9 protein-coding genes are annotated in these 17,630 nt (G+C 43.5%); all 9 read right to left on the minus strand.

Annotated features, from left to right (window positions below; all coding sequences use genetic code 11):
• Positions 1–4: 4 nt before the first annotated feature.
• The 9 genes from I2I33_RS05425 to I2I33_RS05465 all read right to left on the minus strand — a co-directional run bounded on the left by I2I33_RS05425 (position 5) and on the right by I2I33_RS05465 (position 17,628).
• Positions 5–1,084 carry an efflux RND transporter periplasmic adaptor subunit gene (locus I2I33_RS05425; RefSeq protein WP_087419512.1) on the minus strand — a complete coding sequence of 360 codons (1,080 nt, stop codon included), beginning with the start codon at positions 1,082–1,084 and terminating at the stop codon, positions 5–7.
• Positions 1,085–1,145: 61 nt separating this feature from the next.
• A complete protein-coding gene (locus tag I2I33_RS05430; RefSeq protein ID WP_087419511.1) occupies positions 1,146–4,637 on the minus strand; it encodes an ABC transporter permease/M1 family aminopeptidase in 3,492 nt (1,163 codons plus the stop codon).
• A 188-nt stretch (positions 4,638–4,825) separates the two neighbouring features.
• Positions 4,826–5,995, minus strand: coding sequence for a TlpA disulfide reductase family protein (locus tag I2I33_RS05435; RefSeq protein ID WP_087419510.1), 1,170 nt, complete (start codon positions 5,993–5,995; stop codon positions 4,826–4,828).
• A 31-nt stretch (positions 5,996–6,026) separates the two neighbouring features.
• The gene (locus I2I33_RS05440; RefSeq protein WP_087419509.1) at positions 6,027–7,460 is read right to left on the minus strand and encodes a RagB/SusD family nutrient uptake outer membrane protein; all 1,434 of its coding nucleotides are present in this window, start codon (positions 7,458–7,460) and stop codon (positions 6,027–6,029) included.
• 19 nt (positions 7,461–7,479) lie between these two features.
• Complete coding sequence (locus I2I33_RS05445; protein WP_087419508.1) at positions 7,480–11,034, minus strand: SusC/RagA family TonB-linked outer membrane protein; 3,555 nt, start codon at positions 11,032–11,034, stop codon at positions 7,480–7,482.
• 39 nt (positions 11,035–11,073) lie between these two features.
• On the minus strand, positions 11,074–12,273 hold the full coding sequence (locus I2I33_RS05450; protein ID WP_087419507.1) for a FecR domain-containing protein: 1,200 nt from the start codon (positions 12,271–12,273) through the stop codon (positions 11,074–11,076).
• A 71-nt stretch (positions 12,274–12,344) separates the two neighbouring features.
• Positions 12,345–13,001 (minus strand): RNA polymerase sigma factor, encoded by a 657-nt coding sequence (locus I2I33_RS05455; RefSeq protein WP_239428235.1) that lies wholly within the window; start codon positions 12,999–13,001, stop codon positions 12,345–12,347.
• Positions 13,002–13,080: 79 nt separating this feature from the next.
• Positions 13,081–14,490 (minus strand): TolC family protein, encoded by a 1,410-nt coding sequence (locus I2I33_RS05460; RefSeq protein ID WP_087419506.1) that lies wholly within the window; start codon positions 14,488–14,490, stop codon positions 13,081–13,083.
• Positions 14,491–14,499: 9 nt separating this feature from the next.
• Positions 14,500–17,628, minus strand: a complete 3,129-nt coding sequence (locus I2I33_RS05465; protein WP_195666751.1) for an efflux RND transporter permease subunit — start codon at positions 17,626–17,628, stop codon at positions 14,500–14,502.
• Positions 17,629–17,630 lie beyond the last annotated feature (2 nt).

Consider the following 17,630-nt stretch of genomic DNA (forward strand, 5'->3'; position numbering starts at 1 on the left):
ATATCTATAATAACTTGCCGACATTAGAAGAGGACACGGGAGGTAGTAAACGGACTTTTTGCCCTTCCTTCAAACCGTTCACCCCGGCAGAAACAATCCTTGTACCCGAGGCCAGATCCGATTCCACGATGACTTGCCCGTCTTTATCCAGTTCGACAACTTTCACGGGATTCATCCTCACGGTTGTTTGAGTTGTATCGTACACCCACACGTATGATTGGTCCTCTTTTTGAAATAAAGAAGAGATCGGGATAATAGATAGTCCCTCCTGGCCCGGCTCGAAACGAATGGTCACACTGACACTCATGCCTGCCGCCAGATTCAATTTCTCATCCGGCTTCATCCGGAAACGTACCCGGAAAAGTTGATTATAATTTGCTTGTTGTGTTATATCCAGTAATTCCAAGGGAATCTCTACACCCGGAAAGACATCCGCCTCGCAATAAAACTCCTTAAAGCTCTCCCGACGAATAAAATCACTGGATGGAATATCAATATTTACCTCGTAGTAATCATTATTAATCATCGACAACACGGGAGTCCCGATATTCACAATCTCGTGAGCGTCAAAAAACTTCTTCTGGACATACCCGTCGAAAGGAGCCTTCAACTTCGTATCGTTCAACGCATTCAGATTCGCGTGATACAAAGAGGCAATCCGCTGCTTTGCCGCCACGGCCTTGTCGTAATCATTCACGGGAACACTTTTCCGGTGATACAACTCGATCACCCGATCCGATTCCTCCGTCACCTGCGTGTACTCCGCTTTTGTCGCCTCGTACTGCAATCTGTAATCTCTCGGATCAATCTCCGCCAACACTTCCCCTTTCTTCACGAACTCCCCCACTTCAGCGTTGAAACGTAGAATAGGTCCCGCCACCCGGAACGCCAACTGCACATCTGAAGCCGCCTTGATCTTCCCGGGATAGGTAGTACTACACTCCCCATCATACTTCTGTACCTCTGCCGTCTTCACCAATTGCGAAATCTCCAAGCCCGGAGTAGTCCTCCGACAAGAGATCGCAACAAGCAAAACTCCCGAAACAGAAGCCCACTTCAATACCGAAAACACTGTCTTATTCATATATATAAACTTTTAAATCGAGTATATATACTCAAAAGGCCGTGTTAAAGTTTCTATAAAATCATTTATCCCCCATATAGACCCACTTGATCGCATCACCAAGAAGGACCTGATCCTTGTTTCCCTGGTCCGTCAGCACTATTTTACATTCCCCGACAGGCAACTGGAATAGTCCCAGAGAAACCCATCCCACATGCTCTTTAATATCAACAGAAACCTCCTGCTTTTCCCCACCGACATCCACGATATAGTATTGCTTTACCTCTTCCGGTTCTGATTCTGTAACAGAAAAAGCCGAAACAGTAAAGATTCCACTTCCCCGGCCACCTTTCTCCTGCTCTTCCATCCGATGGGCAAAAACCTTCGGGGGAATATACGCCAGAATCTCGTACTCGCCCTCACGTTCAACCCGGGCAGTCCATTCCATCGTCGCTTTACTCCCCTGTAACATGAAAGCATGAGTAAGCTTATTCAACCCGTATGCCTCGGAACTAATCATGTGCCTCGGAACAACTTCAACCCCTTCCCTTATCATGAGATTTGAACCCATCTCGTATTTCGATTCCTTTAAAGGAGAAATCAGATTTCGTAGCCGTTTCCGCGAAGAAGGCGAGATCAATTTAAAATTCTCATCCTCGTTATCCACGATAATCTCCCCGGGGGCCGGCATGAAATAAGAACGATCCAGATCTTTCACGTACTCGGTCGTATCCGTTGTTTTTGAAATATTCGTCAGTCCCTGAATGAAAAACTTTGTTGGAAGATTACTTGAAATATTTGTATTAAATGTTGATGTCATACCTTTCAGTACCACGGCAATCTGCATACCGGTGCCTGCCTTAACCAAAAAATTCCGGGTAACCACTTTCTCCCCCTCTCGACCCTGTCGACGAGAATTCATCCCCGAAAATGTCATGTCCCGAGCCTCGAAAGAAACAACTCCATCAACATCACTATCATTAAAGACATTCACCGACACTCGAGAGCGTCTGTTTCCTTGATCAGGAATCGCAAAACCTCCCGAGAAAGCGAAACCGGAAAGACTACCTTCTCCGTCCTCCTGAGATGTAACATTTTCCACTTTAAAATCTCTTACAAAGAAAACGGGAATCTTACTATTCTCGTACCACGCGGGCAAAACGTCCATCCAATCAACCCCAAACTTTTCAATAAACTCCCGGTTCATCTCATCAAATTCAACTTGCCGAAATCGATTCTCCCGAATAAACGTCGCTAAAAACGCTGTAATCTGCTCCATGGGAATATTCCTCACACTTAACAAACGCAATAGTTCCAAAGTTCTCTCGTGTAACAGAGTCGCCACCTCGTAAGGATTATCCAACCGATCACGGAAAAGATCACCCACACTACGTCCGACAAATCGTTCCTCTTGATCCAACTCAGAATAAGAGATAAAAAACGTGTTCGATTTCTTCAGCGCATCTGTTAGTATGGAATTAATTGCCGGATATTCGACAGAATGTAATGCCATAGTCTGTTCATAAAACATGGGACTAATCGTGTACAAATTACCTACACTAGTACTGGCAACCCCGCTACGCCACAAGAGAGAAGGCGAAACAACCGAATATAACAACAACCTTGCTTGGTTTACATTATAACGATATTCATTCAAAAACATCGAAGATAACGATCTAGTCAGATCACTACTGAGCATATCCTCCGTAGAACTATAAAAAGATGACATCTCGGGCATCATTCGCTTTCTAAAAGCGACCTCCGCCTTATAATCATTCCACATCCCGATCCCCCGTTCCGGCAGAAATAACATTCCGGGCTGGGCCATTTCACTTCCCCCTTTATTAGGACGGGCAAAACCGGAAAAAGAGACCGGAGTCTCCACCAAAGTCAATTGAGAATAAGGATACGTGATCCCCATCTGTTCCTCCACGTTATAACGGGCATCACGAATGATGGCTGGAATGGAATCACGAATTTCCTCGAATCCCCGCAAAAGCTTACCATGCCCCGCAAAAAGATAAAGTTCATATAATGTAGAATCGACTACAAGATCATGCTTTTCAAAATTCCCGATACAAAGCCCCATCCCGGGCAAAGGAACATCTCCCGTAAAACAGACACGCCCTTCTTTCGTCTCCCGCTTTCCGGGAGCAATAACCGTTCGCCCATCTGTCGATGCCACCTGTAACGAGTAGGAAGTAAAATCGGGCAAAGCATCATACGGGGATGCCGGATTCACCGACGGTTGGGCTACCGGATACCAAAGACATTCCGGGGTAAGCACCGTAAAATCATCCCCGACAAAAGCAAACCGCTTTCCCGCAGTAGAACTATGCCCAGGAATGGGTTGTAATTGAAATAATTTATCAAAATCCACGTCCAAATAACACACCCGCTCATCAATTCCGCCGCTATACTCCACGGTTAATTCCACCTCCTCACCGGGTAGCAATTTCCGAGCAACCCGAATCACTTGATTCTCCCGTTCAAACGCCACGTCAGTCTCACCTTCTTTTATCGCGTACACCACCAAAGCAGGGTTCAGGTAAAGAATAATTTCCGATAATTCCTGATCCCCCTGATTTTTTACAAGAAGGGTACTCTTCCCGGACAGCACATTTCCCTTTTGCTCCACCTCCAAGGTATTCGAAACCACGTTTCCTTTCGGGAATTTTTGATATTTATTATAAGTTTCGGCATAAAGTTCCCGAACACTCTCCACGTTCTCCCGTGCCATATAGACAACTCCCCCGAATAGACCCCCCAGCACCAAACAACCGACTCCCACGATCATCACCCGCTTTCGGTTCACCGGACGATTCGGCAAGCGTTGAAACATCAACACGGCCAATCCAGCAAACCCCATCCCCACGAATAACCAGCAAACCCGCTGCATAAGATAAAGGGCCATTCCCGGATGTCCCGTCACTTCAGAAAAAGCATTCGGTAAAGACAACCCGAACGGATCAAAAAGCCCTTCCCGCACCTTGCCCAACTGAAACAGAAACACCCCGAATACCACCAAAAGAATCAATATACTAAGTCCCCGGTGACGAACCCACGTATGAATGAAGAAAGAGAAACCCAAGGCAAACACCAAAGCCGGAAAAATCATCGTGAGCCAGTAAAAAGGATAAAGCCAGAAATTAAAAGGAGACTCACTTGCGAAAATATGCAACAACATCCCGATAACAAGAGAAATCCCCGCCATCGTCATAAAAGTCTTCGTGAATCCCAACATCATCCCTACCACGTAGTCCGCATTACTCTCCGGACGATAGTAAACCGTGTCCATCGAATCCATCTTCCTCTCTTTCCCCAAAAAGGACCCTGCCAAAAAGATCAAAGGCACAATTTGTAAGATCGTGAACAGATAAGCATTTTCATGAGGAAGATAAGATGATAACGTCACCAATCCACTATTTACCCCATAAAAAATATTGGTCTGCGCCAAGACCTGATAAAGTATAACAATCAGAAAAAGTAATAACAAAAACAGCCGGAACATCCAACTTCTCAACAACAATCTCGAATTATAACAAGCAACGGTTTTTAAGTTATGAATGTCCATGATATTGGAGTATTAAAAAATTTACATACTATTCGCCCCACATATTATTATGCAATAGTACTAATAATAAGAGATAATCGCAAAATTCATTCAAATATGTTTTCAAATAAAAAAACATATAACTCAAGAGAGCCGTCCAACTGGACGACTCTCCCTTGTATCTCCTCGAAAACAACACGAAAGATAATCTATTGAAAAAGTTCTTCTAACTTTTTTTGCAAAGTTTCACCTCTCAACTTAATCGACAAAACTTTTCCATTTGCATCTAACAAAAAGATTGCGGGAATCGTTTTCACTCCATAAGCATCAGAAATACCTGAATCATCCAAGAAATTCGGCCACGGGAGTTGTTCTTCGGATAACGCTTTTTCCCACGCTTTTTGATCCTTATCTATAGATATACTAATTATCCCCAATCCCTTAGCAGCAAACCGGTCATATAACGCCTTCAAATTAGGAATTTCCTTCCGACAAGGTGCACACCATGATGCCCAAAAATCGACAAGTATGTATTTCTTATTTTTTTGTAGCTCTTGTAACGTAACCTTTTTCCCTTCAGAATCAGTTACTGTGAAACTCGGAGCATTCTTGCCTTCAAGAGTTTCCGGGAACAATTCTTTATAAACGATTTGCCCGTAATAACTTTTTTGCACTTCTGGGGAAAAAGCCTCAAACCACTCTTTTTGATCTTCCTCAAACCAACTCATTAAATTCAACATCAAAAATGGTCCCCACCACGAATCCTTATTATCCAAAACGGCTTTTGTTATTTCCGCCTCAGCTTTTTCAAAAAAAGCAGCTTCATCTTTTTCCATCTGAGCATAAGCCTCTGTACGAGAAAGTGAATCTAAAAGAACTTGCTCCTTATTTCCTCGTGCTTCCCCTATTTTACGATTAATATCCGCATGTTTTTTCTCCTTATCTTCGTACAATTGATCCAATTTTGTTCTAAAATCCATTTTTTGAAGGAATTCGTCATGCACAGGTGAACCAGTAACCTTTATATCTGAAAATTCTACAAACATTTGACCATTATAATCCCGCTTTTCAGCTTTTCCATGTATGCAAACCTGTAATCCATTCTCTACAACGACAGGAATTACACCATTCATACCTTGAACCATAACATGATACAAACGAGGGGTTTCCACATTCCCCGTGAAAGAAAAACCTCCCTTTGTCACGATAGCTTCAACCACAGGCTTTTCTTGTTTATGAGTTGCCCCTGGAACCAACTCCATAATGGTCCCGTCCGACAAGCCGGTAATCTTCCCTTGAATAGTAAACGAATCTTTAGGAGTACAAGCACCCACAGTTAACATCATTCCAGCCAACAAAACTAAAAAAAACATTCTCATTTCAATTACTTTTATAAAATCACCAATTTAATTATCGTTCCACATTCTGTTGCAAAGTTCCATTACCGGGATTACTCGTTGCTCCCTGCGGGAATGGCATTGTCCACAAGTGTGATGTTGGAGAAAGCGAGAGCGTTTTCCCGTTAAACTCCTTTGTTAACGTCCGGGCATATTTACTGTCTTGGCTCAAACGCCGGGCATCCCAGAAAGGAATTCCAGTCTGCACGTATTCATTAGCCTTCTCTTGAATAATGTATTTCACGGCCTCCTCAACAGAAGTAGCAGAAAGCGGGGTATAATAATCTTTAAAAATACGAGTCTCCCGTACCGCATTTAACGTCTCCATGGCATCGTCTAGGTTATCTTGCCCCCCCTTACGAGCTAAACATTCTGCCTTGATATAATACATCTCAGGCGTGGACAAACCACCCCCATTGAACTTATCATTACGAATGCCATAGAAAATATCGTCTGGAGCTTCATACTTCGCTTTCCATTTAGATGCGAAACGAGCATCCCCTGCCTCAAACAAAGCAGCACGAGCAGTTGTCAATGCACCGGTCAACGCCGACTGTCCTCCATTCTTCTGTGAATTAGTCCCATAACGGAAAATATAGTTTTCAGGATTCGTTAGGGAAATCGCAGGGTAGCTAGTAGACCAATCATCCGGTTTCTCAATCTGATCTTTATTTTCCTTATAATAATCTCTCCAATCAAAAAGTTTGTCATTACACTTCAACGCCTCTTCCGCATTCACTAAAGCCTCGTCATAATTCTCCATTGTAAGATACACCCGTGCCAACATCGCATACCCACATCCTTTATTCGGATGCAGGATCGTTTTTCCTTCCTTGGGAAGGGCCGGTAAGGCATCCGTCAAATCTTTCAATATAAACTCATACATTTTTTCAATCGTAACTTGAGTGGAAGAAGCTCCCATATCGGCAGATTCTATCAAAGGCACAGATAATTTTGAAGAGGCCGAAGAAGCATTATAAGCATCAGCATAATAATTCGTCAGGTAAAAATAATTCATCGCCCGCAATACTTTCGCCTGCGCAATTAACTCCTGTTTCTCCGTCTCGGTACATTCCGTAGCATCAGGAACACTATTAATAATCAAATTCCAATTCGAGATGGCGGTATACGCATAATAATATGCCCCTTCATCCGAATTATTTTGCGCAATACGATCCTCATCCTCCATCCAATTATAATTAATAGACTCCAGAGACACGAACCCCAATGCACTAGGCTTTACATAGGAATCATTCAAAAGATTAATTGCTTGTGTTATATCATTCAAATGATTCGACTCGTTACGAATAAACGCATCAAAATCGGTTAACGTTGTCGGGATCTTTTCTCCTTTCGGCAGAATATTCAAAAAATCATCACAAGAAGAAAAAAACATTCCGATCGCAAGAATTATAATTCCCGCTATATATTGTATTTGCTTTTTCATCGTATTTCCATTTTTAAGATTAAAAATTCAAATAAAGCCCACAGACGTAATTCGGTTTATCCTTACTCCCTAATAAATAACCCGCTTTACGATCAAATGCTATTGTTGCCAAATTCTCAATATTAAACTGTACCCTCGCCCCGCCAAAACCTATTTTCTTCACCCATTCATTTGGAAGCTTATAAGTAAGAGAAATATTATTAATCTTAATATGCGATGCATCCCACACGTGAATATCTGCCCCCTTATAAATAGACTCTCTATCATAATTAAAATCAGGTGACGTATAGAAAAGCAAACGAGGTACGTCCGTGATCTTTTCATCTCCGGCCTGTTTCCAGCGCTTACGAATATCTCTACTGGTTATGTCAATGATCCCGTTACTGTATGGATCTCCCATATTGATTTTAGGAATATTCGTATTCCGGATCTTGTGCCCGCCAGCATAAAGCATCTGAATTGACAACTCAAAATCCTTATAATTAAACACATTCGTGAACGAACCACTATACTCAGGAACAGTCGTTCCAACATAATGAATTGCTTCTAGATCCGTGTAATCAGTAGTAGTAATATTACCATCTTTATCATAAATCTGTGGCTCTCCCGTCTCACTCAAACCAGCCCACTTATAAGCATAAATTCCATTATAAGAGTTTCCTTCCACAGGATATGCCTCCGGATAATCCAGCTGCAGAAAATACACGGGAGCCTCCACGTTGATTTTCGTAACCTTATTCTTATTATAGCCTAAAAGAAATCCCATATTCCATTTAAACGCAGATTCTCTAAACAGATCCCCCTGAAGAGTTAGCTCAAATCCCCGGTTACGCATCGCCCCATTATTAAATGTAAGCGTTGAATAACCAAATCCTTCCGTGGGTACTCCCATTTGATTTGCCAGCAAATCCACGCTCTTTTTGTTATACACTTCGAACGACCCGACCAAACGATTCGTGAACATGGAGAAATCCACACCAACATTCACGGTTGTCGTCTTTTCCCACCGAAGATTCGGATTAGGTGGAGAAGAAATATTCCCGTACAAACCGCCCACGAGAGCACTTGTATAATAATTTGCAGTTAAATAAGGAGCTGCATTTTTAGCGATATTTCCCCCGATTCCATAAGAAGCTCGCAATTTCAACATATCTACCCAAGAGCAATTAAAAAAACTTTCCCGGCTAATATTCCAATTAGCCCCGACCGACCAAAGCGGTTTATTCTGATACTTCGAATTTGTTCCCCACAAGTTAGAACGATCCCATCGGATACTTCCTGAAAGCGTGTAACGATTATCGTAAGAATAAGCTCCATTCGAATAAAAAGATACGAACCGATTCACCATCTCCCTCTGGGCACTAGGAGCCGATAACGACGCCCAAGAATTCATCAGCCCGGAAAAACCTTGAGTTAATAAAGGTTCATCAATATATTGAGCCATTAAAAGATCATTATCATACCCGTAACGAGTTAGATTACTATATTCCAATTTTGTATTACGTATTTCTTGACCAAGAATCCAAGTAATACCATGTACACCATTTACCACTTTATCAACATTTAACTGTTGACGGAAATTATAAGCATTGGAAAAATGATTCTGGGTATAAAATATATCCCCAGCCGGAAGATTATAAACCACATTCCCATCCGTGTAAGTAGCAAACTTATTAATCATTACACGCGTCGCATAGGAATCCATTTCTTCCAAACGTTTTACTCGATTCACCCCATATTCATATTGGAACATCGTGTTATAAGTTAACCATGGCAAAATCTTCACTTCTAACTTTGCAAACAGCCTGCTCATAAACTCTTTCGTCTTTGTCAATCGCTTATCTAACTCTGCTAATGGAGTTATATCCACGTCATACAGCCCGTAATTTTCAATATTATCCCGTACCGTTTTCTTATACTGGGAAGGCATCGTGATCCAGTTCCCATCATCATCCTTCAAACGATCGTAAGGACTCGCAGTAAAACCGGCCCCGTAAGAATTCAATAAATCATACGTCTGCGTCGTGGCATTTTTAAAATTAACATAAACTCCTACATCGGCCCTCAACCATGAAACAACCTGCATTGAATTTTGAATATTTAAACCGATCTGATCACTCTTTGCATATTTATCTTCCTCTTTATTATTGCGATAACTGGCCGAGAGCATAAAATTATTACGATCGGTTGCTTTACCCACACTCAAGTTATATTGTTGATAAAATGGATTACGTTTAGCATACTTTTCTACATCCTTGTAATAGCTGTAACCTCTTGACGCTAATTCAGACAGTTTTGCATCCGCTTCGGATTGAGTAATTTTATTCGTATAGAGATCAAGCAATATATTAATTCCCGCACTGGGAGATGCATAATTATTACGACGATTCATCGCCTCTGCTAGCGCTCGATCAATCCCATTATTTAATTCCGGATTTTCGGCAGCCCACTGTTTTTCTAATTCTATAATATCTGCTGAATTCGTCAAATTTCCCGTGTAATAAGAATAAGGACGCACTGTCAAAACTCCAGACAATTGAATTTGTGTTTTCCCCTGTTTGGCCTTTTTCGTGGTAATAACAATTACTCCGTTTGCCGCACGAGCTCCATAAATAGAAGCAGCCGAAGCATCCTTCAATACAGTTATACTCTCAATATCTTCCATATTTAACACTGGAGCATTTTCTGTCACACTTCCACTAGCATCAATAGAAGTATTTTCCACGGGGAAACCATCAATCACATAAAGCGGAGTTTTTTGAGCATTCATGGTCGATACACCTCGAATAATACCATCTGAATATCCAGCAATCTGACCTTCCAGCACTGACGAAAGATTATCCATTCGTCGCATTTCCAACACCTGTGAAGACACTTTTGCAAAAGCCCCAGTAGACCGTTCTTTAGAAATCGTTTGATAGCCCGTCACCACCACTTCCTCAATTGTTTCGTCATCCGGAACAAGCTTAAAATTAATCACGTCCTGATCCCCTATCACCTTCTCCACCGATTTATACCCAACAAAAGAAACAACAATTACATTATATTTTCCATCAAAAGTCAACGAATAATTCCCATTCACATCAGAAGGAACTCCTGTCGTCGTCCCCTTGAGCCAAATATTGGCTCCCGGAATGGGTTGACCATTTTCGTCAAGCACCTGACCTTTGATCGAACGTTTCTTTTTCTCTTCTTGAACCACTTTTTTCTGTGTAGCAGGTTTCACAACCACAATATCCCCCTGAATCTCAAACGTGTAAGGTTGATCTTTAAAAATTCTTTCCAAAGCTGTTTTTAACGGTAAATTCTCGAACTTGAGCGTCACGTTAGAAGCTTTCTGAATCTCGATCTCGCTGTAAACAAAATTTACCCCAGTCTGAGTCTTGACCAATTTAAAAACTTCACGCAAAGGCATATCCTTCACGTCCAACGTCACGCTCTTGGTCTGTGCCGAGGCAAAATTCCACAAACCAAACAGCATAAACAACCCCAACAACAACACATTCTTGTTAATCCCATGTCGCAAAAATGCTATTTCCAAGAAATGCCGTTTTTTTAATCGATTTTTTTTCATAACATTGTACTTTAATTGTTTCGCTAAAAAGCAATGAAATTAATTACTTGAGCGGGAGATGTTCGCTGCATCTTCCGCTCTTTTGATAATAATTGTTCGCTCTGATATTTTAAACTTGATATTTGTCGTTTTCTCAATAATCGACAAAACCTCTTCCAACGACTGATCACGTTTTACAATCCCCGTGAACGGATGATTGCGGAATTCCGGGGCCTCGTAAACAAACTGTACGTCGTACCAACGAGATAATTGCCGGGTAATATCCGACAACGGCATCCGTTCATACTCATACGTACCGGAAACCCAAGAAGTATAAATAGACACGTCAACCTTCTGTTTCTCAAGATCATTCGTCTCCCGATCCAGCACGGACTGTTCCCCGGGTTTCAAACGAATACTCGATTGATTATTCCGAAACTCAACACTTCCCTCCACCAACGTGGTGATCACCTTCTGCTCATCCGGATAAGCGGTCAGGTTAAATCTCGTTCCCAACACACGTACCTCATTTTCTCCGGCATGTACCACAAACGGATGCTTTTCATCACGAGCCACCTCCAAATAGACCTCTCCTTTGACATAAATTTCTCTTTTTCCTCCGGAGAAACAATTCGGGAAACGCACCTCAGAGGCAGAATTTACCCACACCCGGGTTCCATCCGCTAACGTGAAATGATACTCTCCGCCAACAGGCACCGCAAGCGTATGATATTTCATCGGTTGATTCTCCGACTTACTCTGATCAAACCTTAATCCCTTCAAAGAATCGTTCACTAACACCAAACCATCCGATGTCACAATACGAGAGGAAGTGGAAGAAGTCAAATCTATCATCTTTCCATCCTCACTCTGTAAAATAGCCTTTACTCCACCGGGAGTAATAGCCACCTGTGATACCAACGTCCCCGGCTGTTCCACTTGTCGGGTAAACGGAAAAACAAACATCAGCAATAACGCCACGGAAGCAGCAACCACTGAACCCACTGTCCAGAACAGCCTCCGTCCTTTTCGAGGTCGCCCAACCAAAGAACTGTCAAGACGTTGCCACGACTTCTGAAGGTCAATTTTTTCTTGCACCTGCACGGATTTCAACACCTTCTCCGTCTCCCGAATCTCCCGGAACAAACGCATCGCCTCCGCATCGCTCTCCAACCTCTCACGAAGTAATTCGGCATCCGTAGGAGAAATCGTCCCGGCACTATATTCTGCAATTAATTCAAATATCGACTTATCTTCCATGTGTCATAATTTTCATACATATTCCCAAAATTTAAAAATGGGTGACACAAATCAAGAAGAAAAATTAAAATTTATTTTTCAGAAGAAAAGAAAGAAAGGAAAAGAAGACAAAATGTCTTACCATCAAGAGATTTACGCAACGATTGAAGCGCCCTCGCATAATAGGTTTTCACCGTGTTCACCGAAATTCCCATTTCCTCGGCAACCACCTTATAAGGTGTATTATTAAAAACAATCGCGGTAAGAACCTTCTTCGGATTAGCGGGTAAATCCTCAATGGCTGCATATAGATATTCTTTCATCTTCTCTAATTCCACTTCACGATCACGAGACATTTCTTCCAAAAAATCATCAATATGCAACTCTATATCCACAAAATAAGTTTTTCCCCGATCTCGCATAAATTGCAAAGAAGCCTTACTTACCGCCCCAAACAAATAAGACCTCAAAGATCCTGTAAAAGCCTGTCCCCGCTTATTATTCCACAAGGATATAAACACCGTCTGAACAATATCCTCCGCATCTTCCATCGAAATCAAATAACGCATAACATACGTACATAATGCTTGATAATAAGTATCAAACATCATCTTCATACATCTCTCATCTCCGGCCTCTAATAGACGAATTATCGTTGTTTCTTTTATATCGGGCACGATACTACTCCTTTTACGTGACACGGTAAAGTTAAAATTATTCCCGCTATTTGCAAAAAATAATTTAAACACATATCCCAACTTATAGTTTTTAGCTTTTAACTTTTATCTTATAATTAATAAGGCTTGCCCAAAAAGCAAGCCTTATTAATTATAGCCGTCCCGTCGCCTTCAAATACCTCGTCTCGCTCAACCGTAATTCCGCCTTCGCATCAATCCAATCACTCCACGCCTTTTGCCATTGTGCCTGAGCCTCCATGTAGTTCGTGATCGTCTCCATTCCCACCTCATACTGATTCTTGCTCACCCCCAGATTTTCTTCTGCCTGGCTCAACGATTTACGGGTCAACATAACCCTTGTGTGGCAATCCTCGATATTATAGCGAGCCCGTGCAATCTCCAAAAGCATCATTTGTGACATCTCCTCTTTCTTCAATCGGCTCATCTCCTGCTCGGCCTTCATCGCTTTAATCTTTCCCCGGCCCTCACCCCAGTGATAAATCGGAATCTTCACGGAAGCCATAGCCGTGAAAGACGCCACGTCCTCCGTCTGCCCGTTCAGGGATATTCCCCCCGAAAATCCATAAGAGGCAGAAACTCCCACCTCCGGCAAAAAATCAGAACGGGTCAACGCCACCTGTTTCTCCTTCAATTCCACATCCTTCTCCAACAAATTATATTCGGGACGCTGTTGTAATCCCTCCCCGGCATTCAACACGCCCGGAGTCACCTCATCATACAAAGAATCACTCACCTGTATCGTCGAATAAAGATCAATCCCGATTACCCGGCAAAGATTCATCCCTGCCAAAGCCTTCCCGTTCTCCGCCTTTTGTAACATCAACTCAGCCTCGTTCAACTTTACCTGCGCCTTCAGCAAATCATTTCGGGAAGCCATCCCTGTTTCGTAAGCATCCGTCAAATTCCGCACTAACTCATTAACGACCGCCTTATACTTCTGGGCAGAAGTCACCAGCTCCACAACACGTAAGTATTGCCAATAAGCCTCGTCCGCCTCGGTAATCACCTCCGCACGGGTATACTGCTTATTCAACTCGGACATTTCCTTTCCGATCGTGGCCATACAATAGGCAGAACGAATCTTTCCACCCATATAAATCGGTTGTTCTAGCATCGCTCCCGCCGAATAAACCCCTCGTAACCCCAACTCCAACTCTATATCCGGCATGAAAGCATATTGCGCCGAAAGAGGCAAACCATCCTTTCCCATCACCGGAAGTTTCGTCGCCGGATCAATATAAAGATTGTAAACCAACTCCCCGTTTGCATCCGGCACGAACGTCGGTAAATACCCCCCATCAATCGTGAACGAACTCTTTTTCTGCATATAAGCATACAACCCGGTAGCCGAAAGCTTGGGCAAAAAATTCGCACGATAAGCCTTTCGCTCAAATTCAGCCTTCTCCCCTTGTTTCGTGGCAATCGACATCTTCTTGCTACTTTCTAAAGCCATTTCCCGACATTTTTCCAAGTTCAAAGAAACCTGCGCTTTTACCGGAGAAATACCTAATACCAATAATATTATCAACAGACCTTTCATAATAATCTTCTAACTTATACTATCACTTTTCTTCTCTTTAAAGAATATCGCGTACAACACAGGAATAAACACCAACGTGATCACCGTACCTACCAACAAGCCTCCCATAATCGTAACGGCCATCGAGCCAAACATATCGTCGCCCAGCAACGGAATCATCCCCAATATCGTTGTCAATGACGCCATCATCACCGGACGGAAACGAGAAGAAGAAGAATCCAGCAGAGCCTGAGTCTGATCTTTCCCGGAAGCAATCTGTAACCCGATCTCATCCAGTAGTACCACCCCGTTCTTAATCATCATCCCGACCAACCCCAACGCACCGACAATCGCCACGAAACCAAACTCTTTACCACTGATCAACATTCCCAGCACGATCCCGATAGCTGCCAAAGGTAAACAACAGAAAATAATAATCGGCTTGCGGAAATCCTTGAACAACATGATCAGTATAGCAATCATCAGAATAACCGCTAACGGAATATTCCCGAACAAATATTTCATGGACTCCCCGCTCGCCTTATGCTCTCCCAACCACTGTTTAGCATATCCTTCGGGCAAAGTAATCGTATCCACCTTCTCCGTGATCAGCGAACGGGCACTCTCCGCCGTGTATCCCAAAGCATTATTACATTGCGCCCGCATAGCCCGTTGCCCGTTATAACGTCGCACAACAGGATCTTCCCATTTCAAGGAAATACCTTTCGTGGCTTGATTCAACGGGATAGAACCTATACTTTGAGCCAGCAAATCCTCCCCGGACATCGTTCCCATCAACAACCCCTTCAACGACTCCTCGTTCAAAGCCGCCGTCGAAGGCAGCACACTCCAAACGGGAATATTATCCAGTGCTTCCACCTTCTCCCCCTCACTATTCACGCTCTTCATGTACAAAGGCTTTGCATGAACTCCCTCGTAGAAAGATCCCACGGGCATTCCATCCGTGGCGGCAAGCATCGACAAACCGACATCCGAACGGGAAAGTCCCACGGAACGGGCAATCGGCTGGTAGTAATCCACCATCAACGTGGGAGTCATCGGTTCCCAGTCATTCGTCACCAAAGTAATTGCAGATTCGTCACGCATAATCTGTTCTGCCTTTGCTGTCAACTCTCTCAACACGGCCGGGTCCGGTCCCGTGAACATCAACTCGATCGGGTACTTCTTGTACATCAGATTATAACGTTTCATCCGCACGTAAGCATCCGGGTAATGAGCCGTCAAGTAATCCTGAATCTCGGTCATCGACGCCTTCAACTCTTCCGGGGTCGTGTAATCCACGATCAACTCCCCGTAACTCATCGTGGGCTCCGCGATAGAACGCACCAGATTATAACGAGCTGGCGTCCCGCCGACACTCGTCGTTACATGAGTCACTTCCGGACGACTCAACAAATAATCCTCTATACTTGCCAAATCCGACTCGACCCGTTCCACCCGGGTACCTTCCGGCATTTTAAATTCAATATACAACTGCGTGTAACTCAAATCCGGGAAGAAACCTTGCGGGATATACCGGTACAAGAACGCGGTAATTGCCAATAAAACCACGACCACCCCGATTGCCATGGACTTATGCCACAACGTAAAAGAAAGAAATTGCCGGAACAACTGGTATATCTTACTATCATACAAATTCTCGTTCGCCTTTTTCGGTTTCACTTTCAACGAGTGATCCGCGTGAATCGGGATATGTGTCAACGCCAACACCCAACTCAACAACAGGGATACCGCCAGCACGATAAACAAATCCCGCACGTACTCGCCCGTCGTATCCGGGGAAATAAAGATCGGGAAAAACGCCAAGATAGCAATCAATGTAGCCCCCAATAAAGGCATGGCCGTCTTCTTCGCTATATTTGTCAGCGCGGCCGGCCGTTTCACGCCCCGCTCCAAATCAACCAGTATCCCATCAACAATCACGATCGCATTATCCACCAGCATTCCCATGGCAACAATCAATGAACCCAGTGAAACCCGTTGCAAGGTCCCGTCAAAAAGATAAAGCACCACGAATGAGCCCAGTACGATAATCACCAGTCCCGTTCCGATAATCACCCCGCTCCGGAATCCCATGGTAAGCATCAAAACAAGAATCACGATCACTACCGATTCTACCAGATTAACCATGAAAACATTAATGGCCTCCCTCACTCGATCCGGCTGAAAAAATACTTTCTGAAAATCTACTCCCACCGGAATCCGGGATTCTTTTAACTGCTGTAACTCTTGGTCTACCTTCTCTCCCAAGGTTATAATATTCCCACCTTTTTCCATGGAAATCGCCAACCCAAAAGCCTGCTTGCCATCATACTTCATCCCGTTACGAGCCGGATCTTCATACCCTTCCGTGATAGACGCAATGTCTCGCAAACGCAACTGATCATCCTCGTGTCCCTGTATAATTAAATTCTTAATATCATCTATCGACTTGTAGCTATCATTAATAGCCACCCGCAAACGCTGATCCCCGCTATTGAAATAACCGGGATACACGGTTTTATTCTGACTGTTCAACGTGGACAACACCTCCATCGGATGAACCCCCAGATTCGCCATCTTATCCTGCATCATCTCGATATTGATACATGGGGTCCGATTCCCGTAAATTTCAACCCGACGCACCCCCTCAATATCCTGCAACTCCCGTTTCACCAACTGGGCATAATCCAGCAACTGCTCGTCTCCCACCCCGTCTGTCGTTATGGCATAAAACATTCCATACACGTCCCCGAAATCATCCATCACCACGGAAGGGCGCGCTCCATCCGGCATTTGGGCCTGTGCATTCGTCACCTTCCGACGCAAGATATCCCATTTCTGCTCCAGCTCATCCGGGCTCACCGTACTCTCCAATTCTACCGTGATCAATGACATATCCGCCATGGACTTGGATTCAATACTACCGATTGCCCCCATCGAACGAATCGACTTCTCCAATACATCCGTTACTTCCAACTCCACCTGATGAGCAGAAGCTCCGGGATACACCGTAACCACCATCGCCTGTTTTACCTTGATTTCCGGGTCTTCCAACTTGCTCATCGAATTAAAGGCAAAAATACCTCCAATTACCAGCACTGCAATAAAAAACTTTACCAGCGCCCTATTATTTAATGCATAATCCGCTAAATTGATCA

The organism is Butyricimonas sp. BSD2780061689_150309_C8 (assembly GCF_015560935.1).
Classification (GTDB): domain Bacteria; phylum Bacteroidota; class Bacteroidia; order Bacteroidales; family Marinifilaceae; genus Butyricimonas; species Butyricimonas paravirosa.